This is a genomic window from Nonomuraea sp. NPDC049486 (assembly GCF_040676925.1).
GTDB classification, from domain to species: domain Bacteria; phylum Actinomycetota; class Actinomycetes; order Streptosporangiales; family Streptosporangiaceae; genus Nonomuraea; species Nonomuraea ferruginea.
This window is the reverse complement of sequence record NZ_JBFAPV010000001.1, coordinates 330,897-352,211: the sequence shown is the minus strand read 5'-3', so window position 1 is coordinate 352,211 and position 21,315 is coordinate 330,897. Positions and strand designations below refer to the sequence as shown.

Here is a 21,315-nt window from a genome sequence, read left to right as displayed (position 1 = left end):
CTCGTGGCGCAGAACGACCGAGCCAGCGCGTGAGGCGCAGCGACGAGGCTAGGGGGCGCATGAGTGACTACAGAGGCATGTCCGTAGAGGACAGCAGGTCCGCCCCGACCCAGCCCGGCAGCAGGATGGCACGCAGGATGGCCGCCTCGGCGCCGCCTCCGCCGAAGGAGCCCGAGCGCGGCCGGCGGGCCGGAGACGGCGGCGGCGGCAAGATGCGCGTGCTGGCCTGGGTCAGCATCGCGGCCACGTCCCTCATGGTCGCCGGCTCGCTGACCGGCTACGTCGCCTACCGCGACGCGTTCGGCGCGATCGACCAGAAGAACGTCAAGGACGACATCATCAACCCCCGCCCCCGCGACACCGGCGCGCTCAACGTGCTGCTGGTCGGCTCCGACACCCGCGCGGGCGACGGCAACGCCCAGTACGGCCAGGAGACGGCCCGGCTGGCCGACGCGGGCGGCAAGCGCACCGACACGATCATCGTCCTGCACATCTCCCCCAACCGCGATCAGGCGAGGCTCGTCAGCTTCCCGCGCGACTCGATGGTGGACATCCCCAAGTGCAAGAACGAGACGACCAAACAGGAGATGCCGCCCCGCCGCGCGATGATCAACTCCGCCTACAACGACGGCGGCGTCGCCTGCACGATGTCCACCCTGGAGACGCTGACGGGCATCCGCATCAACCACTTCGTCGAGGTCGACTTCAGCGGCTTCAAGAACATCGTCGACTCGCTCGGCGGCATCGAGATCTGCCTGAAGTCCGGCGTCAACGACAAGAAGGCCAAGCTGGTCCTCCCGCCCGGCAAGAGCCTGCTCGACGGCGAGAAGGCGCTGGGCTACGTGCGGCTGCGCAGCTACGGCGACGGCAGCGACATCCAGCGCATCAAGCGCCAGCAGATCTTCCTCAGCAAGGTCATCGCCAAGGCCACCAGCAGTGACCTGCTCACCGACCCGATCAAGCTGACCGGGTTCATCAAGTCGGCCGCCCAGTCGGTGACCATGGACCCCGACCTGGCCAACAACCCGCAGAAGCTCATCGACATCGGCATGAGCGCCAAGGACCTCACCGCCAAGGGCGTCAAGCTCACCACGGTCCCGTGGATCCCCGACCCCGAGGACGAGAACCGCGTCGTCTGGCAGCAGCCGGCGGCGGGCGAGCTGTTCGACTCCATCATCAACGACACCGAGCTCCCCGAGCCCACGCCGAGCGCGACCGCCGACAAGCCGAAGGTCGCCGTCAAGCCCGGCCAGGTGCGGATCCAGGTGCTCAACGCCACCGGCGAACCGGGCAGGGCGCGCGAGGTCGCCGACCAGCTCGCCAAGGAGGGCTTCCAGGTCACCGGGCTGGGCAACTACGCCGACGCCGGCGGCCAGCCGGTCGCCGCCACCGAGGTCCGCTACCCGAAGACGGCCGAGACCGGCGCCGACCACGCCGACGTGCTGACCAAGAAGCTCAACCCCGCGCCCGACGCGACGGCCGGCAAGGTCAGGCCCACCAACACCGAGCCCTACACGCCGACGGTGGCCCCCACCACCGCGCCGGCCGCCGACGGGCCGAAGGGGCCGGTGCTCCAGCTCGTCATCGGCACCGACTTCAAGGCCGTCAAGGTCACCAAGCTGTCGGAGGCCGTGGAGAAGAACACCATCACCGCGTCCCAGCAGAAGAACGTCTGCGTGTAAGGCTCCTGCAAGTTGTCTGTGTAACCCTCAGGCCGTGAGACAGGACCTCCGGCGCCCGCTAGGGTGGTTCGGGTCGGCGACGCGGCTCGCCCTCGCGGGCGTCGCCGCCTGTCGCGTACCCCGGCCCCGAGCGAAGCTGAGCGACTTCCCTGTGTCTGACACCAAGTACTCCCCTCCGGTCCAGGTTCCCGGCGAAGAGAGTGCGGGGCCGGCGAACACAGGGGCCCGCTGGCCGCTCCCCGGCGGCGGCGGCCTCTTCGAGCGCCCTGGCCAGGAGCAGGCCGAGCCCGCCCAGAAGCCCGAGCCCGAGGCCGGGCCGCCGAAGCGCAGGCGCGACCCGTACCTCGACAACGTCAAGTTCGTGCTCATCGCGCTCGTCGTGGTGGGCCACTCGCTGGTGCCGACGCTCGACGCCGACTCCAACCGGGCGCTCTACATCTTCATCTACACCTTCCACATGCCGCTGTTCGTGCTGATCAGCGGCTACCTGTCCAGAAACTTCTGGAACTCCAACGCCAAGACCAACAAGCTCGTCGACACGTTCCTCGTGCCGTACGTGATCGTCGAGGTCGGCTACGCGGCGCTGCGCTTCTCCCTCGGGCAGAAGTGGAGCCTGACGATCATCGACCCGGCGTGGCTCAACTGGTATCTGCTGGCGCTGCTGTTCTGGCGGCTGTCGACGCCGGTGTGGAAGCGGATGAAGTTCCCGATCCCGGTGGCGATCGCGATCTACCTGTTCGCCGGGTTCTCCGAGATCTCCGGTGACTTCAGCATGGACCGGTTCTTCGGCCTGCTGCCGTTCTTCGTGATCGGGCTGGTCATGCAGCCGGAGCACTTCGAGCTGCTCAACCGGCTGTGGATCAAGATTGTCTCGGTGTTCACCATCGTCGCCGCGGCCACCGTGGCCATCCTCATCGCGCCCAGGGCCAAGCTCGCGCCGTTCTACTTCAAGAACAGCTACGAGAAGATGGACCTGTCCTGGTACATGGGGCTGGGCGTGCGCGTCGGGCTGCTGGTCTGCGCCCTGGCGCTCTGCTTCGCGGTGCTGGCGCTGGTGCCGCGGGGCGAGACGTGGTACTCCGATCTCGGCACCCGCACCCTCTATTGCTACCTGCTCCACGGCATCCCGGTGCTCATCGCCAAGGAGCAGGGCTGGCTCAACCTGCCGTGGCTGCACGGCCCGCTCGGGGCGCTGGCAATCAGCTTCAGCTGCTTCGCGCTGGCGATCGTGCTGTGCCTGCCGGAGACCCGGACGGTCTTCAAGTGGGTGCTGGAGCCGCGCCTGACCTGGCTCTATCGCCGTCCTTCCAGAAGTTAAGCGGTAGTTCCCCCCGCATTCACGCCCTTGACCCGGTCGGCGCGGAGCATCGACGCATGCGGGTATGCGTTGCCACCGTCGTCCATCATCCCGAGGACGCCCGGATCATGCATCGGCAGATCAGGGCGCTGCTCGACGCCGGCCACGAGGTGACCTACGTCGCGCCGTTCACCTACCACAACGTGACGCCCACCCCACGGCTCACCGCCGTCGACGTGGCGCGCGAGGCGGGCCCGGGCCGGGCCCGGTCGGCTCTCAGGCGCGGCGTGCGGGGCGCCGACCTCCTGCTCGTGCACGACGCCCGTCTCCTCCGCGCGCTGCCGTACCGCCGCCCTCCGGTCGTCTGGGACGTACGCGAGGACGTCTCCGAGGCCAGGCTGGCGCGGGCCGCACGCAGGTGCCACGTGATCACACCGGACGTGGTGCCCGAGGCCACTCTCGTGGCGCCGGAGCCGCCCCCTCCCGGGGAGACGAGAGTGGTCCACATCGGCCGGCTGTCGGCCGCCAGGGGCGTGAACGAACTCATCGGCCTGGCCCGGCGGCTGGCCCCGCACGGCATCCGGATGGACCTCATCGGCCAGGCCGACCCGGCGGCGCGCCCGCTGCTGCGCGACGCCCAGCGGGTCGGCCTGCTGGACTGGTTCGGCCACGTGCCGCTCAGGCACGCGCTGCGGATGGCCGAGGGCGCGCTGGCCGGCCTGTCGCTGGCCGGTCCAGCGGTGACCGGGCCGCCCACCAAGATCCTCGACTACCTGGGCCGGGGCCTCCCCGTCGTGACCACCTCGCAGGGCGCCGGGGTGGTGGAGCGGGCGGGCTGCGGCTTCGTGGTCCCGCTGGACGTGGACGCGGCGCTCGACGCCGTGCTCGACCTGAAGGAGAGCCCCGAGCTGCGCCGGTCGCTCGCCGCGCGCGGGCACGCGCACGCCCGCACGCACCACCACTGGCCGGACCACGCGCCGGCGTTCGTGGCCCGGATGGAAGGCTGGGCCGGGATTCCCGCCCGCGCCCCGTCGTTCGCGGTACAGAGCAGGTCCGCGGGGTGATGGTCACGGCGTCCGGCGGTTGATGTACTAGACGCCATGGCATCGCATCTGATCCAGGGCCGGACGGTGAGCATGCCCGTCCGGGTACGGGACGTCATGGTGTGTGGCGCTCTCTACCTGGTCCGGGCCGACGCCGCACGGGCCGTGCTCGCGTATTCGGGGCTGGACGTGGCCGAGGTGCTGCCCGGCAAGGCCGTCTGCGTGCTGGTGTTCGCCGACTACCGCGACGGCGATCTCGACTCCTACCACGAGTTCGGCATGGCGTTCCTGATCCGTCGGCCGGGGGCGACGGGCTCGGTGGGGCTCGCCGACCTGCGGAACGCGGCCGCGTTCGTCCACTGGATGCCGGTCGACCAGGGCTTCACGCTGGAGGCGGGGCGCTCGCTGTGGGGCGTGCCGAAGGAGCTGGCCGACATCGACCTGCGGCTCGGCTCCCCGTACAAACGGTGTGTCCTGAGCAGGGACGGCAGGCTCGTGCTCGACATGCTGGTCAAGCCCGGCGCTCCGCTGCCCGGACCGGGCCCGGTGATCGCCCTGGACGCCTACACGCACCGCGACGGGCTCACCCGGCGCATCCCGTGGACCGTCCAGACCCGCGGCCTCCGCGTGCGCCCCGGCGGCGCGCTGATCCGGCTGGGCAACCATCCCATCGCCAAGGAGCTGAGCGAGCTGGGCCTGCCCAAGCGCCCCCTGCTGGCCGGCACGGTCGCGCACGCCACCATGGCCCTGGAAGAGGCCGAGCTCGTCCGCTAGCGGGCGAACGCGGCCAGCCCTGCCCGCCAGGCGCCGTCGAGGTCGGCACCTGGCGGGAAACGACCGTCGAGCTCCAGCATCACCATGCCGTGCGCGAAGGCCCACACGGCCCGCGCCAGCAGCGGGTCACCGTCGACGGCCTTGACCAGGGGCAGAGCCGTCCGGTCCTCCAGTCCGGCGGGCAGAAGTCCGCGCGGCAGCGGCCCGGTGCTCATCAGCCGGTAGAGATGGGGGTGGGCCAGCGCGTAGGCGCGGTAGGCCCGCGCCAGCACTCCCAGGCCGCCCTGCGACGCTTCCAGGGCCCGCGCCAGGTCCTGCATGGCGATCGCGATCACCTCGGCCTCGACGGCGCTCTTGTCGGGGAAGTGCTTGTAGAGCGAAGGGGCCCGGATGCCCAGCCGCCCGGCCAGCGCCCGCATGGTGAGCGCCTCCGCGCCGCCCTCCTCGACGAGGCGCAGGGCCGCCTCAACGATCTGCCGTGACCGCTCGGACACGCCGGCTCCCATCCCGTTCCCGTAGTCCGTAACCGAACGCGCGATCGGCGGCGATGTGCATCAGCCAGGCGAGCCCGGCGGTCCACGTCGGCACTCCGCCGATCGGCCAGAATACGTATCCAACCAGCAGCAGGAGGGGCGCCCACGCCCGGTGTGCCGCGTTGTAGAACGGCACCGCCCGCGGTGACAGCCGTCCACCGCCGGCCTTCCTCGCCCCCACGAGCATGGCCAGGTCCGGCAGGATCGCGAAGACCACCGCTGTGACCCAGGACATCCCCCCGTGCTTGGCCACCTCGAAGACGATGAAGGCCAGGCAGAAGATCGCCAGACCACCCCACGCCGCTCTTCTCATGACTGCTCCCACGTCGGCTAACACTGTTAGCCAAAGGCTAAGGCTAACAGCGTTAGCCGTCAAGCGGGGAAAAGCCCTCGCCGTGACGGCGAGGGCTTTCAGACGATGGGCGGGCGGCCGAGCTTCACCATGCGCCAGGCCGTCTTCCAGGCCATCGGGCGGCGCTCGCCCGCGGGTGTGCGCAGGCCCTCGAAGAACCCGGTGAACCATGCCTTCAGCGAGTCTTTGGAGCCGCGCTCCCTGATCAGGGTCAGCACCACCCAGTCGAGCAAGTAGAGCGCCGCCAGCGGCCACGGCAGGTTGCGGCGGGCCAGCCACACCCGGTTGCGCGCGTTGAGCCGGTAGAACTCGGCGTGGCGGGTCGGCGGCACCTGGGGGTGGTACATCACGGTCTCGGCGTCGTACTCGATCCGGTAGCCCTCGCCGAGCAGCCGCCAGGCCAGGTCGGTCTCCTCGTGCGCGTAGAAGAACCGCTCCGGCAGCCCGCCCACCTGGAGGAAGGCCGAGCGGCGGACGGCGGAGGCGCCGCCCAGGAACGTGGTGACCGGTGAGCTGCGCTCCGGGTCGCCGGCGCGCAGGCGCGGGACGTGACGTCGCTGGCCGATGCCGCCGTCGGGGTCCATCACCCGGAAGGAGATGACGGCCAGGTCGGGCTCGGTGGCGAAGCGGTCGCGGACGTGCGCGGCCACTTTCTGGTTGGCGTACCAGCCGTCGTCGTCGAGGAACAGCACCACGTCACCGGAGCACTCCTCGACCCCGCGGTTGCGGCCCGCGGGTATGCCCGTATTGTGGTCGAGCCGGATCGTCTTCACGGTCGCCGACGAGCCAGCGGGGGGCGTCGCGGACAGCTCGGGCACGTCTGCGCCGTTGCCCACGATCACCACCTCGACGTCACCGTCGATCTGGTTGAGCGCGGACTCGACCGCCCGGTCCAGCTCCGCGACCCGGTTTCCCATGGTGAGGATGACGCACGAGATCTTCAACGAATCATCGTCCTGACGCGTTGAGAGCACGGGCGGAGCAATCTTTCATGATCACCGAGTCTGCTGGGTGGCTTATTTCCTGATATTGGTGGAGCTAAGCGTATCGGAACCGGTAGTGAACCCCCACCGAACCGGGGATGTCCGATCAATACGACGGACGAGAAGCCCTGCCGGTTCCGAGAATCGCATCACGCCAGCCGCCTCGACGCGAGAATGCTGACCAAATGCAGGACAACCTGTAGCCCTGCCGCGAACACACAGGCCACGACGAGCACCCGGGTGGCCGCCAAATCGCCCCGCACCACGTCGATCACCGCCGTCGCGAGCGCGAGCAGCGACAGCTCGATCGGCTGCACGATCCGGTGGAACCCGGTCGCCGCCAGGACCCGCCTGCCGAGCCCCAGCAGCCCTGAGCGGAACTGCACGGCGGCGGACTCGGTCGCGGCGGGCAGGCCGCCCTTGGCCCGCGCCACCTCCACCAGGTCGGACTCCGCCTTGATGAGGATCGCGCCGAGCGCCGCCGCGAAGCCCAGCACGGTGTACCAGTCGGGCAGCACGGCCGACGCCCGCCAGCCCAGCCCGGCCAGCAGCGCCGCCTCGGCGAAGTAGGCGCCGACCCGGTCGAGGTAGACGCCGGTCAGCGAGGTCTTGCCGGTCCACCGGGCCAGCTCGCCGTCGGAGCAGTCGAGCAGCAGGTAGACCTGGATCAGCAGGGCGGCGGCCACGGCCGCCCACAACCCCGGCAGCGCGATCACCACCCCGGCCGCGACCCCCGCCACCGTCATCACCCAGGTGAGCTGGTTGGGCGTGACGCTCGTCCTGGTCATCAACCAGGTGACGTAGATCGACAGCCTGCGCATGTAGAGCACGCCCGCCCAGTGCTCGCCGTTGCGGCGCTCCAGGTGACCGGCGGGCTGGGCGACCCCGCGCAGCTCAGCGACCGAAGGCCCGGACATAGTCCTCCACCCGATCGCGGATCTCGGAGTCCTGCAGGCGCAGGTGCTCCAGGATCGTGTAACGGCCGGGACGGGTGGCGGGCGCGAGCGAGACCGCGGCGGTGAACTGCTCGCTGCTCAGCCCGATGTCGCCGGGGGTCACCGGCAGCTGGTGCTGCCGCAGGCAGCCGACCACCTGCTTGAGCCGGGCCTCGTCCTCCCTCAGGAAGTAGCAGAAGGCGGTGCCGACCCCGGCGAGCTCGCCGTGGTTGGAGGTGCCGGGGAAGAGCTGGTCCACGGCATGCATGATCTCATGGTCGCCACCGCTCGCGGGCCGCGATGAGCCGGCGACCACCATCGACATGCCCGACAGGATCAGCGACTCGGCCAGAACGGTCAGGAACGCGTCGGACTCGACGGAGTCGGCCCTGCCGAGCAGCGCCTCGGCGGCCGTGCGCGCCATCGAACAGGCCAGCCCGTCTATCGGCTCGCCGCGCTCGACGTGGCTGAGCTGCCAGTCCTCGCACGCCGACAGGTTGGCGAGCACGTCGCCGACGCCCGAGCGGACCAGCGACTGCGGGGCCTTGTGCACGAAGTCGAGGTCGACCAGGACGGCCAGCGGCATCGGCACACCGAACGTGCCCTTGCCGCCCTCGTACAGCAGGGAGGCCGTCGGCGAGCAGATGCCGTCGTGGGACAGGTTGGTGGCCACCGCGACCATGGGGATGCCGGCCAGCGAGGCGGCGTACTTGGTCGTGTCGATGGTCTTGCCGCCGCCCACGCCCACCACCACCTCGTAGGCGCCCTTCCGCAGGTCGGCGCCGAGCGAGACGGCGGCTTCCACGCTCCCGTCGGAGACGCGGAACACCTGGGCCTCGTCCAGCGTCGGCGCGATCAGGCTCTCTATGTGGTCGCCCTGGCCGGGGCCGACGGCCACCGCGACCCGGCCGGAGGTGGCGACCCTGCTGTCGGCGAGCAGCGCGCCGAGCTCCGCGACGGCACCGCGCCTGACCTCCATCTGGATCGGCGCGGGCAGCATCCTCGCAAGAAGCGGCATCCGGCCCCCTCAGTAGTGGACGGCGATGGTGCGGGCCTTGGCCAGGTCGTCGTGGTTGTCCACTTCGACCCAGTCGACCTCGCCGATGGGGGCGACGTGGATGGCCTCGCCTCGCTCGACCATCTCCTGGTAGCCGTCTTCGTAGTAGAGCTGCGGGTCGCGCTCGAAGGTGGCCTTGAGCGCGTCGGCCAGCCGCTCGGCGGCGCCCGGCCGGATGAGCGTGGCGCCGATGTACTCGCCGTACGCGTCGGACGGGTCCATCAGCTTGGTGATGCGGCGCAGCGCCCCCTCCTCGGAGAGCGTGACCTTCATCTCCTCGTCGGCCAGCTTCTTCACGTCGTCGACGGCGAGCAGGATGTCGCTGGTCTCGGGCGCGGCGAGCAGCGTCTTCTCGACCGAGACGGGGTGCACGGTGTCGCCGTTGACCAGCAGCGCGCCGCGGCCGAAGTAGTCACGCGCGCACCACAGGGAGTAGGCGTTGTTCCACTCCTCGGCCTTGTCGTTGTGCACGAGGGTGAGCTCGACGCCGTGACGCTCCTCCAGCTCGCGCTTGCGCTCGTGTACGGCCTGCGCCGCGTAACCGACGACGACCACGACCTCGCGCAGGCCCACGGCGGCCAGGTTGCGCAGCGAGATGTCCATGATCGTGGTCTCGCCGTCGACCGGCACGAGCGCCTTAGGCAGCGTGTCGGTGTACGGCCGCAGGCGTCGTCCGGCTCCAGCGGCCAGCACCATTCCCAGCAACGTGCACTCCTCAGTCGAGCATGACTACGTAGGCCCAAAGGTTAGTTGGCTTTCGGCCTCGTGAGGGTAATCCGCCGTTAGTCTTGCGTTCCCGTGTCCGCCGTGCGCACCCCGGTCCTGGGCGCGGCGAGCCAGCATGTGAGGCTCTCCCACCCGAAAGCGCCCCACAGATACACCGCCAGCAGCACGAACCCACCGGTCACCCAGCCCACGAGGGCGAACAGGCCGAGCACCAGCATCCGCCCCTCCCAGCCGAGGCCGAGCGCGGCCAGCCAGGGCGGCGGGTAGACCTGCTGGCGCAGCCGGTAGACCAGGTCGTAATGGTGGAAGGCGGCCGCCCCGAGCAGCAGGAAGATCAGCACCGGGGGCACACCGTGGGCGAAGCCGCAGGCGGCGATGAAGGCGTACTCGATCCCGCGCAGGATCGGCGGCGCCATCCAGTCGAGCCGGCCGTCGTGCGGATGGGAGCTGCCCGGCCCGGCCAGCAGCAGCGTGACGAGCGGCGCGAACACCGCCAGCCCGCCGGCCCCCGCGACCCCCATCAGCAGCAGGATCCCGATGACGAAGGCGGCGGCGACGAGCGGCGGCAGCGGCGGGAGCTGCCCGGCCACGAGCATGCCCATGCCGCGTGAGAGCGGCCCGTCGTCGCGGTAGGCCACGACCTTGCCCCGGGGCACCGGCACCATGTGGACAGAGCTCATTCAGCAGACCTCATCATCCGGCCGACGAGCTGGTAGGCGGCGGCCACCGCGCCCCAGCCGAGCAGCGCCACGAACGTGACCCGGGCGTCGGACACCGCGGCCGTGACCGCGATCAGCGCCGTACGCTCCCCGATGGGCAGCACGACCATCCTGCGCAGCCAGTGGACCGCGGAGCCGTGACGCACCCGCTGGGCGATCCTGAGCAGCCCCTGCCGAGGGCGGCGGCGCCCGGCGTCGGACGGCTCCAGCAGCGAGCGCGATGGCCTGGCAGGCAGCGCGCCGGTCTGGCCGGCGTCCCACACGGACCCGGCGTACGCGAACTGGAGCGAGTGGCGGACGGCCTGCAGCATCATGGCGGCGACGGCGAGGAACCAGATGCCGTCGGGGTTGCCGCCGCCGTGCGTGGCCGCGTAGCCGTAGGCCAGCCCCACGTAGACCGCGTACTCCTTGAACCGGTCGGCCATCCCGTCGGCCCACGCGCCGAGCGGCGTGTACCCGCGCGTGTAGCGGGCGAGCTGGCCGTCGAGGCAGTCGAGCGCGAACGACAGGTAGAAGAGCAGGGCCCCGGCCACCAGCGCGACCCTGCCGCCCTGGGAGAACCAGACCGCCGCCAGCACGGCCACGGCGACCGAGACGCCGGTGACGGCGTTCGGGGTGAGCTTGAGCGCGTGCGCGGGCCTGATCAGATGGCGGGTCAAGGGCGAGACGAGGTATGAGGTGAAGAAGCCGTCGTCGGACTTCACCGCGCCGTCGAGGCGGACCTGGTCCTCGTCCACCTCCGCGAGCCGCTCGATCGCGGCGTCGGCGGAGGCCTGGCCGGTGGGCCGCACGCAGTGGAGCGGCCCGAGCGCCGCCGTGCGCACCGGCACCCCGGATCTGACCAGCCCGACCAGCAGCAGGTCGACGGTCTCGACAGGGGTGACGGGGCCGAGCCTGCCCGACTCCGCCAGCTCCGCCAGCTCCTCCGCGACCTCGGCGAGCACGCCCAGGTCGGCCTCGCCGGCCTGCAGCCCGCCGGCGAACGCGGTGTTGGCCTCCGGCACGGTGTGGAACGAGCTGCCCGCCGCGGTGATCCGCCCGCCCTCGACGCGGAGCGGCGGCCGGGTCGGCCCCGCCGCGGCCTCGCCGTCGACCAGCGCCCGCGTGTCGCGCGCCGGGTGCTCCAGCAGTACGGCCAGCGCCTCCGTGTGGGCCACCAGGTCGCCGGGCAGCAGGGCGACCGGCCCCGACGCCACGCGCGCCAGCTTGGCCACCACGCGCAGGTCGGCGGCGAGCCCGCCGGCCGACGTCAGCACCTGGACCTCGCGGGTGGGCAGGGTCGCGAGCTGGTCCGCGAGCCGGTCGGTGAGCGTGCCCTCGCGGCAGCCGAGCCGGGCCGCCGGTGTCGTGGCGAGCAGCACGATCGTGCCGCTCTCGGTGAGCGAGTCGGTCAAGGCGCGGGTCCTCCCGTTTGATGAGGGAGCGCGTGGCACACAGCGTAGCGATCGGGCCACGCGATAGCACGGACCAGTACCGTTACCCTCGAACTATGATTTCTCGGCTGCCCTCCATCGGCGTGGTGCTCGCGGGCGGCACAGGCCGGCGTGTCGGCCACAGTGAGCCGAAGCAGCTCATCAAGCTGGCCGGGCGGACGATCCTGGAGCACACGATCGAGCTGTTCGACGCCTCTCCCGACGTCGACGAGGTGGTCGTGCTGATGACGCCGGGGTTCGTGGAGCCGGTGCGCGAGCTGGTGCGGCGGTGCGGTTTCGGCAAGGTGACCGCGATCGTCGAGGGCGGGGCGAGCCGGACCGAGAGCACCTGGCGGGCCCTTCAGGCGGTGGGCGAGCGGGAGTGCAACGTGCTCCTGCACGACGCCGTGCGGCCCTTGCTGGAGCCCCGGATCATCACCGACTGTGTCCGCGCCCTGGAGACGTACGAAGCCGTCGAGGTGGCGATCCCCAGCTCCGACACGGTGCTGGTGGCCGAGGACGACATCGTGCGCGAGGTGCTGGACCGGTCGCGGCTGCGGCGGGCGCAGACGCCGCAGGCGTTCCGGCTGTCGGTGATCCGCGAGGCGTACCGGCGGGCGATGGCCGATCCCGGCTTCGCCACCCGGCAGGCGACCGACGACTGCGGCGTGGTGCTGCGTTACCTGCCGGAGGTGCCGATCTACCTGGTGCCGGGCAGCGAGCGCAACATGAAGGTCACCCACCCGATCGACCTGTCCATCGCCGACCAGCTACTGCGCCTGGCCGCCGCCGGCACGCCCGCGCCCGCCCCGCCCGACTACCGGCGGGTCCTCTCCGGCCGCACGGTCGCGGTGTTCGGCGACGGCGCCGTCCTCGCCGTCCTGGCGTCCGGATACGGCGCGGTGGTGCGGTGCTTCCCCGCGGACCTGGCCCGTACGGAGGAGCAGGCGGCCAAGGCCCTGGCCGAGGCGGGCCCGGTGCACCACGTCATCCACCTCGCGGGGCCGCGCCCCGGTTCGCTCGCGGCGGCCGACGCGGAAGCCCTGGCCCTGGCCTGCCTCGGGGCGTCGAACGTCGCCAGGGCCGCGTACCCGCTCCTGCGCGAGACCGGCGGCACCCTCGTCCTCCAGGCAGACGGCGGCGACGGCAGCGTCGCCGCCCCGGCCCGTGCGGCGACCGCCGAGCTGGCCCGAGCCCTCGCCTCCGAATGGGCAGCCGACGACATCCGCGTCAACGCGGTCCTCACGACCGACCCCCACCGGACGGCGCGGACCTGCCTGGACGCGCTCGCCTCCGGCCTGACCGGACAGGTCATGGAAGGCTGATCCCACGCTCACGCACCGTACGGAACGGTGCGTGGCGTCAGCGGGATGGGCGGGCCAGTTTGCGGGGGCTGGTGAGGAAGCCCCAGCCCCATGACATGTGCATGGTCGCGTACACCACCGGCAGCCGCAGCCTGGCCGACCAGGGCAGCCCGCTTCCGGTCAGCGCCGAACCCGCCACGATGGCCGCGGCGTATCCGCCCGGGACGACCAACCCCAGGGGGAAGAACGGCGCGACCACCAGCCCGAGCAGGATGGCCAGCACGGCGGCAGGCGGCGCGAGGTAGCGCAGGTTGATCGTGCCCTCGTGGGTGCGCGCCACCACCCGGCGCCATCTGCCGTAGTGGAAGTACTGCTTGGCGAGCGCCTTGACGTTGGGCCGAGGCCGGTAGGAGACCCGCATCCGCGGCTGGAACCACACCAGGCCGCCGGTCTGGCGGATGCGGTGGTTCATCTCCCAGTCCTGGGCGCGCTGGAAGTGCTCGTCGTAGCCGCCCACCCGGGCCAGCGCGGAGCGCCTGAACACGCCGAGGTAGACCGTGTCGGCGGGCCCGGCCGTGCCGCCGACGTGGAAGGCCGCCGCGCCCACGCCGATCTTGGAGGTCATCGCGCACGCGACGGCCTGCTCGAACGGGCTGACGCCCTCGGCCGCCATCACGCCGCCGACGTTGTCGGCTCCTGTCTCGTACAGGGTCTCGACCGCCACCCGCAGGTAGTCGAGCGGGAGCATGGCGTGGCCGTCGACCCTGGCGATGATGCCGTTGCGGGAGGCGGCGATGGCGGCGTTGAGCGCGTTGGGTGTGCGGCCCGTGGGGTTGGGCACGACGGTCACCCGGCGGTCGGCGGCGGCGATGGCGTCGGCGACCTCTTGCGTGCGGTCGTGTGACGGACCGACGGCGAGGACGACCTCGATCTCACCCGGGTAGTGCTGGGCGAGCACCTGGTCGACGGCTTCGCGGAGATGGCGTTCCTCGTTGAGGACCGGCATGACGACGGAGATGGGGGGCCAGCCACGCGTCTCCGCTGGCGCGTGCGGCGAGTCGGGGAACTGCTTCATGGCGGGGCTCACGCTACTGTACGACCACGGGAGGACGGCAATCGAGAGCGCAATCCTCCGGCGGCACGGAGGGGGACGGTCATGCGCGACCCAGGCGAGGAGGACGCCGGGGTGATCGTGGGCGGCGACGCCTACGGCGGCGTCAAGCTCGCCGGCGGGCGGCGCAGGCCGCGCAGGAGCGCCAGGGTGCGGCGGCGCAACGCGGTCCTCGCGGGCCTGCTGTCCACGGGCGTCCTGATCGGCACCGGCGTGGTGTGGGCGACGCCGCGCCAGATCGGCACGGTCGACGCGGGGGTCGAGGAGACCGCGCCGCGCGGGGCGGAGAACATCCTGCTGGTGGGCGTCGACAAGCGCGACGACCTCACCCGCAAGAAGCAGAACGAGCTCAAGCTCGGCCGCGAGTCGGGCCAGCGCACCGACACCATGATGGTGATCCACCTGTCGGAGGACCACAGCCGGATCACCGTGGTGAGCCTGCCGCGCGACACCTGGACGACGATCCCCGGCAAGGGCGATCACAAGATCAACTCGGCCTACCAGTTCGGCGGCCCGAAGCTCACCGTGCAGGCCGTGCAGCAGGCCACCGGCCTGAAGATCAACCGGTACATCGAGGTCAACGTGCTGGGCTTCATCGACGTGGTCGACTCGCTCGGCGGCGTCACCGTCTGCACGCCCGTGCCGATCAACGACCCGAAGACCGGTCTCAACCTCGCCGCCGGCACCCACGAGCTGCAGGGCGCGCAGGCGCTGGGTTACGCCCGCACCCGCGCCACCGCCCGCTCCGACCTCGACCGGATCGACCGGCAGCAGCAGGTGATCTCGGCCCTGCTCAACCGGGCGCTGAGCGCCGACACGCTGGCCAACCCGGCCAAGCTGGCCTCGTTCGTCAACACCACGCTCGGCACGATCAAGGTCGACCCCGACGACGGGCTGCTCGGGCTGGCCACCCAGCTGCGGGACGTCAAGCTCGACAACGTGCAGTTCGCCGACGTGCCGCTGGAGGACGTCGACTTCCGCACCTCCACGGGCGAGTCGGCGGTGCTGTGGGACAAGCAGAAGGCGCGTGAGCTGTTCCGGGCCATCGAGGCCGACCAGGACCTGATCAAGCCCACCCCCAAGGCGAGTCCCTCGGCCAAGGCCTCGGCCGGGCCGACGTCCGTCCCGCCGCAGCAGATCTCGGTCAAGGTGCTCAACGGCACGCTGATCACCGGGCTCGGCGCCCGGACGCGCACCGCGCTGGTCGCGTACGGCTTCCAGGTGCCCGAGGACGCCGGCAACACCGCGCGCAAGGACCACAAGAAGACCGTGGTGCGCTACGGCCCCGGCCAGGAGGCCGCCGCCCGCACGGTCGCCGCCGCCATCCCCGGGTCCGACCTGCGGAAGGCGGACGTCAAGGAGATCGAGGTCGTCATCGGCGCCGACCAGCCGAAGGTGGCCAAGCCCAAGGCCTCCACGACGCCGTCGGCGCGGCCGAGCGCTTCCCCATCTGCGGAAACGGCAACGCAGAACATCTGCAAGAAATAGGTTAACAATCAGCCAAGGGGGCACCCTTTCCCCATGATTGTCAGGTCTTGGCAGGAGGAACTCTGCACGGTCCTGCGCGTCTCCGGGGAGCTCGACGTGGCGGGCGCTCCCCGGCTGCGCGCCGAGCTGGAGCCGGTCCTGTCCTCCCCCGGCCCGCTCATGCTCGTGATGGATCTGAGCGAGGTGCCGTTCTGCGACTCGGTGGGGCTGGGCGTGCTGGTCTCGACGCACAACCACGCGCGGCGCACCGGCGGCAGGCTGATCCTGGTCCTCCAGGAGGGCATGATCAGCCACCTGCTGACGATCACCAACCTCGACCGCCACTTCGAGACGAGCCCCTCGCTCACGGACGCCCAGGCGGCGCTCGCCGCCGCGGCGTAGCCCTGCCCAGGGATGCGAGACGATGTCATCGTCCCTGCGGTTCTCCTGTGGAGGCATTGGCGTTGTTCGAGGAGTTCCCCGAGCCCGCGCGGTCCCAGCTCGTGGCCGCCCACGACGAGGGCAGGACCCGGCCGGAGTGGTGTTTCACTGACGGGCCCGTCCGGCTGGCGTTCTGGGCGCCCTTCGCCGGCGCGGAGCCGATGATCGTCTGGCAGTTCACGGCCGGCCCCGACCCGGCCGCCGCCTCGCGCCTGCTGCGCCGCGCCCTCGCCGCCGCCGGCGTCCCGAAGGTCATCCATGACATCTCGCTGCCGTCCGGCCTGTCGCCGCTCATCGACCGTGCGGTCGAGCACGAGTCGCTGACCGGCGCCGGGTTCGCGCTGGAGGTCGAGCGGCTGCTGCTCGAATGGCGGCCAGGCGGCGACCTGCCCGCCGACCCCGGCCGGCTGACCTACCGCCCGGCCAGGGAGCTCGACCCGGCCGAGGTGCTCGACCTGCTGGTGCGCATCTCGTACGGGTCGCTCGACCACGACACCCGGGTGGAGCTGGCGACGGTGGGGGCCGAGCACGAGGCGCGCTGGATGTACGACGACCTGATGAACCGCAAGGGCAAGCCCGGCTGGTTCGTGATCGGCTGTCTGGACGGCGAGCCGGTCGGCCTGGTCGCGCCCGACGACCACTCGATCGCCTACATCGGGGTGGTGCCGGATCATCGCGGCCACGGCTACGTCGACGACCTGCTGGCCCACGGCACCCGCACGCTCGCCGAGGCCGGGGTCCAGCGCGTCGTGGCCGCCACCGACGTGGCCAACGCCCCGACCGCGGCGGCGTTCCTGCGGGCCGGATACTCCGAGGCCGGCCGCCTGCACCGCTACTACTGGCGACTCCGTGATGGGATGTCCTCGTGAGACTTGGTGTGATCTTCGACCGGGATCTGCCGCCGGAGCGGCTCGTGCCGGTGGCGCGGGCGCTCGACGCCCTGGACCGGGTGGACGACCTGTGGGTGGTCGAGGACCTGGGCTGGACCGGCGGCGTCTCCTCCGCCGCCACCGCCCTGGCCGTCACCTCCCGGCTGCGCGTGGGCATCGGCATCGCCCCGGCGCCGCTGCGCAACCCGATGCTGCTGGCCATGGAGCTGGCCAACCTGGCCCGGCTGCACCCCGGCAGACTGGCCGCCGGGATCGGCCACGGGGTGCCGGCGTGGATGGCCCAGGCGGGGGCCGCGCCGCCGTCGCCGCTGGCCCTCCTGGAGGAGACGATCACCTCCGTACGGGCGCTGCTGAGGGGCGAGACGGTCACCATGGCGGGCCGGTCGGTCCAGTTGGACGGGCTGTCGCTGGTGCACCCGCCGCGTGAGGTCCCGCCGGTGCTGGCGGGCGTCAAGGGTCCCCGCTCGCTGGCCCTGTCCGGACGGGTGGCGCAGGGCACGATCCTGCCCGAGGGCCTCGGTCCCGACCAGGTCAGGCAGGCGCTCGGCCAGATCTCCCCCACCGGTGATCACGAGCTCGCCGCCTTCACCTACCTGCACGTCGGGCCGGGCTTCCCCGCCCACGTGGCCGAGGGCCAGGCCGAGTTCCTGGGCGTGCCGCCGGAGGAGGTGGCGAGCGCCGTCGGCACCGCCGAGGAGGCCGCGGCGCACGTCAGGGCCCTGTGGTCGGCGGGCGCCGGCACCGTGCTGGTCCGCCCGGTCGCCGCCGACCCGGTCCCCCACGTGGAGGCCCTCCTCACCGCGCTCTGACCCGTACCGGGATCTGGCCGAAAGGCGGACGGCGATCGGCCGGACGGCCGATCCGCGCCCACCGGCGCCCCGGCCACGATCGGAAGCATGAAGCGGACCTTGACAGTGGCAGCGGTGATCGCCGGGATGGCCGGGCTCGCCGGTTGCGGCGCGACCTTCGACGACACCGAGACGCACTCCGCGCGGGCGTTCGCCCACTCAGGGGCGACGCTGGTCGTCAAGTCCTCCGTGGGCGGCCTGCGCTTCCTGCCGGGCACGGCCGGCGAGGTCCGGGTCGACCGGTGGCTGGAGGGGAAGGCGGCCAGGGACGGCAACGCCTCCTGGTCGTTCCGAGGGGGCGTGCTCCGGCTGAGCGCCGACTGCACCATGGTGTTCGGCACCTGCGGCGCCCGCTACCACGTACGGGTGCCGCCGGGGACGAGGCTCGTGGTCGACGGCTCCGACGACGGCGTCATCCTGAAGAACCTCGACCAGGACGCGGACGTCTCGACCCGCGGTCCCATCACGGCCGAAGGGACGTCGGGCAGGCTGCGCCTCCTGGGCGGCGAGGAGCCGATCAAGGGCTCGGGCCTCAAGTCGGCCGACGTGCGGGCCCGGACGGTGAGCGGCTCGATCGCGCTGGCCTTCGCCGTCGCGCCCGTCAAGCTGGACGCCCGGTCGCGGGAGGGCGGGGTGACGGTGGCGGTGCCGCGCGAGAAGTACGCGATCACCGCCGAGTCCGCCGAGGGGTCCGAACGCTCCGAGCTGAAGAGCGCCAGGAGCGATCGGACGATCGTCGCCAGAAGCGAATCCGGAAATATCCGGATCAAGGGGGTTGGTTGATCCGGCGGCCGTGCTCCCGGCTCCCGGGTCAGTCGCCGTCCTGGTCGTTGTCGTCCTGGCCGTCGTCCTGGTCGTCGTTCTGCTGGTTGGTGTTGACGACATCCGGGTCGTCGTCGCCGTCGTCGCCACCGCCTCCGCAGGCGCCGGTCAACCCGAGCACGGCCACCATCGCGGCGGCCGCGAGCATCGACCTGTGACTCCTCCGACGCAGCATGCGCATCTCCCTTGATCAGTGTCTTTACCGTCGTTTCCTCCTTATCCACCATCAGCCCGGTTTAACAGGAGGAAGACCTGATTAGGTAAACGACCGGTCGTTCATATAGTCTGCCGGTATGACACACGACGGCCGCCGGCTGCGCGGCCAGCGGAGCCGGGAGGCGATCCTCGATCAGGCCGTGAGCCTGGCCTCCGTGGAGGGCCTCGACGGGCTCTCGCTCGGCCGGCTGGCCACCACGCTCGGCATCAGCAAGTCGGGCTTCTTCGCCCACTGGCGCGACAAGGAGCAGCTCCAGCTCGACGCCGTCGACTGGGCGGCCCGCCAGTGGACCGAGCAGATCATCTCTCCCGCGCTGCGCGCGCCGGCGGGCGTCCGGAGGCTGTTCGCGCTGCACGAGCTGCGGCTGCGCTTCTACGCCGACCGGGTGCTGCCCGGCGGGTGCTTCTTCCTGGCGGCGCAGACCGAGTTCGACGACCGGCCGGGAGAGGTGCGCGAACGCGTCTCCCAGGCGCTGCGCGACTGGCTGGCGTTCATCCGGAGGCTCGTCGCCGAAGCGATCTCGCTGGGCGAGCTCCGGCCCGACGTCGATCCCGGGCAGCTCGCGTACGAGATCGAGGCCCTCGGCGAGCTGGCCGTCACCCACACCCGCCTGCTCGACGACCACCGGGCCGTCGAGCACGCCCGCCGCGCCGTCCTGCAGAGGCTGCGCGCCCTCTGCCCCGACCCCGCACTGCTACCGGAGGATTGAATGACCGACGAAGGACACTACGAGTCCGTCCACGTCCACTTCGACGACCTCGACGTCATGGGCCTGTTGCACAACTCGCGCTACGCCCTGCTGGTGGAGCGGGCGATCGGCGCCTACTGGACCAGGCTCGGCTGGTCGCCCGATCCTGCCACGTCGGCGTTCAAGGACGTGTCCTTCGCCGTGCGCGAGTTCAAGATCTCCTATGAGGCGCCGGTCATGGGGGCGGGCGAGCTGGCGGTGCGTCTCTGGATCGAGCGCATGGGGCGCAGCAGCGTGGTGTACGGCTTCCTCGTGCTGTCCCCCGATCATGAGATCACCCACGCCGAGGGCTACCGCGCCAACGTCAACCTCGACCCGGTCACGTTCCGCCCCACGCCCATCAGCGACGAGAGCCGCGCCGCCGCCGGGCCCCTGTTCCTGCCCGTGGCGGCGGGCTGACGTCCGCCGCGTCAGCCGGTCTCGGCGAACCGCCTGAGCACCGGGGCGAGCACGTCGGCGGCCACGCCGTGCCGCTCCCCCTTGACGACCTGCAGCGTGGCGGTCGGCAGCAGCTCGGCGACGGCGCGGGCGCCGACCATCAGCGACGGATCGGTGCCGTCGCCGTGCATGGCCAGGACGGGGACGTCGACCGCGGCCCAGCGGTCCTCGTCCAGCGGATTGCCCGCCATCGCAGACGCCACGAACCGGCCGTCGTAGGCGATCGTGTGCGCGACCTCCTCGACGGCCGCCCAGAACGGGCTCTGCCGGAAACCGTCGACGACCTCGGCGGGCATGCCGACCGCCGCGGTGAAGAACAGCGCCGCCGCGTCGCCGGGCCGGCCCTGGGCGATCGCCTCGTCGAGCCGCTCGACATAGTCCGGCGGCAGGGGCGGGCGGGTGTCGTCGATGATGAACGGCGGCTCCCACACCACCAGCCGGCTGATCGGCAGCCCGGCCACCGCGGCGTCGAGGGCCAGGGCCGCGCCTGAGGAGAACCCGCAGACGATGGCGGGCCCTCCGGCGTCGGCGATGATCGCCGCGAGGTCCTCGATCTCGCGCTCCGTCGCGTACGGGGCGGTGTCGGTGCTCTGGCCGCGCCCGCGCCGGTCGTAGGTGTAGGTGCGGAACCCGTCGCGCAGCAGCTCCCCGACCTCGGCGCCCAGCGGGTTGACGGCGCGGTGGGAGGTGGCGCCGTCGACCATGACCAGCGGCTGACCCTCGCCCACGGCGTCGAAAGCGATGATGGTGCCGTCCTTCGAGCGGACCGTGCCCATGGTTACTCTCCTTCATCTCCGGAACTGGACGGTACAGTACTGGCTTCCGTACGGAACTGTCCAGTACTATCCCTGCCTAGCCTTAAGGAGGTGTTGTGGACCCACAGCAGAGCGGCGCCGGGCCCGAGACCGGTCGCACGGCCAGGAAGCGGCGCGCGATCCTGGACGCGGCCACCGAGGTGTTCCTGCAGAACGGCTACCTCGGAGCGAGCATGGACGAGGTGGCTGCCAAGGCCGCGGTGTCCAAGCAGACCGTCTACAAGCAGTTCGCGGACAAGAAGCACCTCTTCACCGAGATCATCCTCGGCACCACAGCCCAGCTCATGGACGGCTTCAGGCAGGTCGCGACCGACCTCGACCGGGCCACCGACGCGCGCCAGGCCCTGCACGACCTGGCCCGCGCCCTCCTCGCCAACCTCACCCAGCCGGACGTCCTGCGGCTGCGCCGCCTGGTCATCGCCGAGGCCGACCGGTTCCCCGACATCTCCGGGGCGTGGTTCGAGCACGGTTTCCACCAGTCGCTGGTGATGCTGGGCGAGACGCTGCGCCGCCTGGAGGACCGCGGGCTGCTGCGGAACCTGCCTGACCAGACGCTGGCCGCCTACCAGTTCGCCGGACTGGTCATGTACAAGCCGATGAACCAGGTGATGTTCGCCGGCACCCCCGCCGGTCCCGCGGCCGAGGAGCTGGAGAGCATCGCCGGCCAGGCGGTGGAGGTGTTCCTCGCGGCCTACGGCTGA

The 21,315-nt window shown here is 71.5% G+C and carries 24 protein-coding genes; 13 read left to right on the top strand and 11 right to left on the bottom strand.

Annotation, left to right across the window (positions count from 1 at the left end):
* Positions 1-59: 59 nt before the first annotated feature.
* From AB0K05_RS01725 to AB0K05_RS01710, 4 genes are all read left to right on the top strand, one after another.
* Positions 60-1,682 carry an LCP family protein gene (locus AB0K05_RS01725; protein WP_364225650.1) on the top strand — a complete coding sequence of 541 codons (1,623 nt, stop codon included), beginning with the start codon at positions 60-62 and terminating at the stop codon, positions 1,680-1,682.
* Between the two features lie 151 nt (positions 1,683-1,833).
* Positions 1,834-3,000 carry an acyltransferase family protein gene (locus AB0K05_RS01720; RefSeq protein WP_364225647.1) on the top strand — a complete coding sequence of 389 codons (1,167 nt, stop codon included), beginning with the start codon at positions 1,834-1,836 and terminating at the stop codon, positions 2,998-3,000.
* A gap of 56 nt (positions 3,001-3,056) precedes the next feature.
* Positions 3,057-4,043 carry a glycosyltransferase gene (locus AB0K05_RS01715; protein ID WP_364225644.1) on the top strand — a complete coding sequence of 329 codons (987 nt, stop codon included), beginning with the start codon at positions 3,057-3,059 and terminating at the stop codon, positions 4,041-4,043.
* A gap of 36 nt (positions 4,044-4,079) precedes the next feature.
* On the top strand, positions 4,080-4,796 hold the full coding sequence (locus tag AB0K05_RS01710) for an acetoacetate decarboxylase family protein (RefSeq protein ID WP_148037064.1): 717 nt from the start codon (positions 4,080-4,082) through the stop codon (positions 4,794-4,796).
* On the opposite strand, the gene AB0K05_RS01705 is transcribed toward AB0K05_RS01710, so the two are convergent.
* The 8 genes from AB0K05_RS01705 to AB0K05_RS01670 form a co-directional block, all read right to left on the bottom strand.
* Positions 4,793-5,290, bottom strand: coding sequence for a TetR/AcrR family transcriptional regulator (locus tag AB0K05_RS01705; RefSeq protein WP_271276913.1), 498 nt, complete (start codon positions 5,288-5,290; stop codon positions 4,793-4,795). The two genes, AB0K05_RS01710 and AB0K05_RS01705, sit on opposite strands and share 4 nt — an antisense overlap.
* Positions 5,262-5,642: a DUF4260 family protein gene (locus AB0K05_RS01700; RefSeq protein ID WP_364225639.1), complete on the bottom strand. Its 381-nt coding sequence runs from the start codon at positions 5,640-5,642 to the stop codon at positions 5,262-5,264. Before AB0K05_RS01700 ends, AB0K05_RS01705 begins: the two co-directional genes overlap by 29 nt.
* 98 nt (positions 5,643-5,740) lie before the next feature.
* The gene (locus AB0K05_RS01695) at positions 5,741-6,625 is read right to left on the bottom strand and encodes a glycosyltransferase (RefSeq protein ID WP_219543591.1); all 885 of its coding nucleotides are present in this window, start codon (positions 6,623-6,625) and stop codon (positions 5,741-5,743) included.
* A 188-nt stretch (positions 6,626-6,813) separates the two neighbouring features.
* Entirely contained in the window at positions 6,814-7,581 is a 768-nt protein-coding gene (locus AB0K05_RS01690; RefSeq protein ID WP_364225636.1) for a CDP-alcohol phosphatidyltransferase family protein, read from the bottom strand.
* Positions 7,559-8,617, bottom strand: a complete 1,059-nt coding sequence (locus AB0K05_RS01685; RefSeq protein WP_271276915.1) for an iron-containing alcohol dehydrogenase family protein — start codon at positions 8,615-8,617, stop codon at positions 7,559-7,561. The genes AB0K05_RS01690 and AB0K05_RS01685 overlap by 23 nt, the downstream gene beginning before the upstream one ends.
* A 9-nt stretch (positions 8,618-8,626) precedes the next feature.
* Complete coding sequence (locus AB0K05_RS01680; RefSeq protein WP_219543592.1) at positions 8,627-9,361, bottom strand: phosphocholine cytidylyltransferase family protein; 735 nt, start codon at positions 9,359-9,361, stop codon at positions 8,627-8,629.
* A 77-nt stretch (positions 9,362-9,438) separates the two neighbouring features.
* The gene (locus AB0K05_RS01675) at positions 9,439-10,062 is read right to left on the bottom strand and encodes a DUF5941 domain-containing protein (protein ID WP_219543593.1); all 624 of its coding nucleotides are present in this window, start codon (positions 10,060-10,062) and stop codon (positions 9,439-9,441) included.
* Positions 10,059-11,495, bottom strand: coding sequence for a CDP-alcohol phosphatidyltransferase family protein (locus AB0K05_RS01670; RefSeq protein ID WP_271276916.1), 1,437 nt, complete (start codon positions 11,493-11,495; stop codon positions 10,059-10,061). Before AB0K05_RS01670 ends, AB0K05_RS01675 begins: the two co-directional genes overlap by 4 nt.
* Positions 11,496-11,590: 95 nt before the next feature.
* Between AB0K05_RS01670 and AB0K05_RS01665 the strand changes: the two genes are divergently transcribed.
* Positions 11,591-12,838, top strand: a complete 1,248-nt coding sequence (locus tag AB0K05_RS01665) for an SDR family oxidoreductase (protein ID WP_364225630.1) — start codon at positions 11,591-11,593, stop codon at positions 12,836-12,838.
* A 37-nt stretch (positions 12,839-12,875) separates the two neighbouring features.
* Here AB0K05_RS01665 and AB0K05_RS01660 read toward each other — a convergent pair whose 3' ends face one another.
* A complete protein-coding gene (locus AB0K05_RS01660) occupies positions 12,876-13,892 on the bottom strand; it encodes a glycosyltransferase family 2 protein (protein ID WP_364225627.1) in 1,017 nt (338 codons plus the stop codon).
* 81 nt (positions 13,893-13,973) lie between these two features.
* Between AB0K05_RS01660 and AB0K05_RS01655 the strand changes: the two genes are divergently transcribed.
* The 5 genes from AB0K05_RS01655 to AB0K05_RS01635 all read left to right on the top strand — a co-directional run bounded on the left by AB0K05_RS01655 (position 13,974) and on the right by AB0K05_RS01635 (position 18,357).
* Positions 13,974-15,416, top strand: coding sequence for an LCP family protein (locus AB0K05_RS01655; RefSeq protein ID WP_271276919.1), 1,443 nt, complete (start codon positions 13,974-13,976; stop codon positions 15,414-15,416).
* Between the two features lie 33 nt (positions 15,417-15,449).
* Positions 15,450-15,797 (top strand): STAS domain-containing protein, encoded by a 348-nt coding sequence (locus AB0K05_RS01650; RefSeq protein ID WP_271276920.1) that lies wholly within the window; start codon positions 15,450-15,452, stop codon positions 15,795-15,797.
* A gap of 47 nt (positions 15,798-15,844) precedes the next feature.
* Entirely contained in the window at positions 15,845-16,705 is an 861-nt protein-coding gene (locus AB0K05_RS01645) for a GNAT family N-acetyltransferase (RefSeq protein ID WP_364225622.1), read from the top strand.
* Positions 16,702-17,535 (top strand): LLM class flavin-dependent oxidoreductase, encoded by an 834-nt coding sequence (locus AB0K05_RS01640; RefSeq protein ID WP_364225619.1) that lies wholly within the window; start codon positions 16,702-16,704, stop codon positions 17,533-17,535. Before AB0K05_RS01645 ends, AB0K05_RS01640 begins: the two co-directional genes overlap by 4 nt.
* An 87-nt stretch (positions 17,536-17,622) precedes the next feature.
* Positions 17,623-18,357 (top strand): hypothetical protein, encoded by a 735-nt coding sequence (locus tag AB0K05_RS01635; protein WP_271276923.1) that lies wholly within the window; start codon positions 17,623-17,625, stop codon positions 18,355-18,357.
* A gap of 28 nt (positions 18,358-18,385) precedes the next feature.
* Here AB0K05_RS01635 and AB0K05_RS01630 read toward each other — a convergent pair whose 3' ends face one another.
* Complete coding sequence (locus AB0K05_RS01630; protein WP_148037050.1) at positions 18,386-18,571, bottom strand: hypothetical protein; 186 nt, start codon at positions 18,569-18,571, stop codon at positions 18,386-18,388.
* A gap of 118 nt (positions 18,572-18,689) precedes the next feature.
* Here AB0K05_RS01630 and AB0K05_RS01625 point away from each other — a divergent pair, with 118 nt between their 5' ends.
* Together AB0K05_RS01625 and AB0K05_RS01620 are read left to right on the top strand one after the other, a co-directional pair.
* Positions 18,690-19,322, top strand: coding sequence for a TetR/AcrR family transcriptional regulator (locus tag AB0K05_RS01625; RefSeq protein ID WP_271276925.1), 633 nt, complete (start codon positions 18,690-18,692; stop codon positions 19,320-19,322).
* Positions 19,323-19,760, top strand: a complete 438-nt coding sequence (locus AB0K05_RS01620) for a hotdog domain-containing protein (RefSeq protein ID WP_148037048.1) — start codon at positions 19,323-19,325, stop codon at positions 19,758-19,760.
* Positions 19,761-19,771: 11 nt separating this feature from the next.
* Here the strand turns inward: AB0K05_RS01620 and AB0K05_RS01615 are convergent, their stop codons facing one another.
* A complete protein-coding gene (locus AB0K05_RS01615) occupies positions 19,772-20,575 on the bottom strand; it encodes an alpha/beta hydrolase (protein ID WP_364225614.1) in 804 nt (267 codons plus the stop codon).
* Between the two features lie 95 nt (positions 20,576-20,670).
* On the opposite strand from AB0K05_RS01615, the gene AB0K05_RS01610 reads away from it, so the two are divergent.
* Positions 20,671-21,315, top strand: coding sequence for a TetR/AcrR family transcriptional regulator (locus AB0K05_RS01610; protein WP_364225611.1), 645 nt, complete (start codon positions 20,671-20,673; stop codon positions 21,313-21,315).

What these genes read in the sequence shown, in the direction of transcription:
- AB0K05_RS01665 (WP_364225630.1), top strand. Translation starts at nt 11,591, where the DNA reads ATGATTTCTCGGCTGCCCTCCATCGGCGTGGTGCTCGCGGGCGGCACA.
- AB0K05_RS01675 (WP_219543593.1), bottom strand. Translation starts at nt 10,062, where the DNA reads ATGAGCTCTGTCCACATGGTGCCGGTGCCCCGGGGCAAGGTCGTGGCC.
- AB0K05_RS01615 (WP_364225614.1), bottom strand. Translation starts at nt 20,575, where the DNA reads ATGGGCACGGTCCGCTCGAAGGACGGCACCATCATCGCTTTCGACGCC.
- AB0K05_RS01715 (WP_364225644.1), top strand. Translation starts at nt 3,057, where the DNA reads ATGCGGGTATGCGTTGCCACCGTCGTCCATCATCCCGAGGACGCCCGG.
- AB0K05_RS01685 (WP_271276915.1), bottom strand. Translation starts at nt 8,617, where the DNA reads ATGCCGCTTCTTGCGAGGATGCTGCCCGCGCCGATCCAGATGGAGGTC.
- AB0K05_RS01620 (WP_148037048.1), top strand. Translation starts at nt 19,323, where the DNA reads ATGACCGACGAAGGACACTACGAGTCCGTCCACGTCCACTTCGACGAC.
- AB0K05_RS01630 (WP_148037050.1), bottom strand. Translation starts at nt 18,571, where the DNA reads ATGCTGCGTCGGAGGAGTCACAGGTCGATGCTCGCGGCCGCCGCGATG.
- AB0K05_RS01710 (WP_148037064.1), top strand. Translation starts at nt 4,080, where the DNA reads ATGGCATCGCATCTGATCCAGGGCCGGACGGTGAGCATGCCCGTCCGG.
- AB0K05_RS01650 (WP_271276920.1), top strand. Translation starts at nt 15,450, where the DNA reads ATGATTGTCAGGTCTTGGCAGGAGGAACTCTGCACGGTCCTGCGCGTC.
- AB0K05_RS01655 (WP_271276919.1), top strand. Translation starts at nt 13,974, where the DNA reads ATGCGCGACCCAGGCGAGGAGGACGCCGGGGTGATCGTGGGCGGCGAC.
- AB0K05_RS01635 (WP_271276923.1), top strand. Translation starts at nt 17,623, where the DNA reads ATGAAGCGGACCTTGACAGTGGCAGCGGTGATCGCCGGGATGGCCGGG.
- AB0K05_RS01625 (WP_271276925.1), top strand. Translation starts at nt 18,690, where the DNA reads ATGACACACGACGGCCGCCGGCTGCGCGGCCAGCGGAGCCGGGAGGCG.
- AB0K05_RS01700 (WP_364225639.1), bottom strand. Translation starts at nt 5,642, where the DNA reads ATGAGAAGAGCGGCGTGGGGTGGTCTGGCGATCTTCTGCCTGGCCTTC.
- AB0K05_RS01660 (WP_364225627.1), bottom strand. Translation starts at nt 13,892, where the DNA reads ATGAAGCAGTTCCCCGACTCGCCGCACGCGCCAGCGGAGACGCGTGGC.
- AB0K05_RS01690 (WP_364225636.1), bottom strand. Translation starts at nt 7,581, where the DNA reads ATGTCCGGGCCTTCGGTCGCTGAGCTGCGCGGGGTCGCCCAGCCCGCC.
- AB0K05_RS01725 (WP_364225650.1), top strand. Translation starts at nt 60, where the DNA reads ATGAGTGACTACAGAGGCATGTCCGTAGAGGACAGCAGGTCCGCCCCG.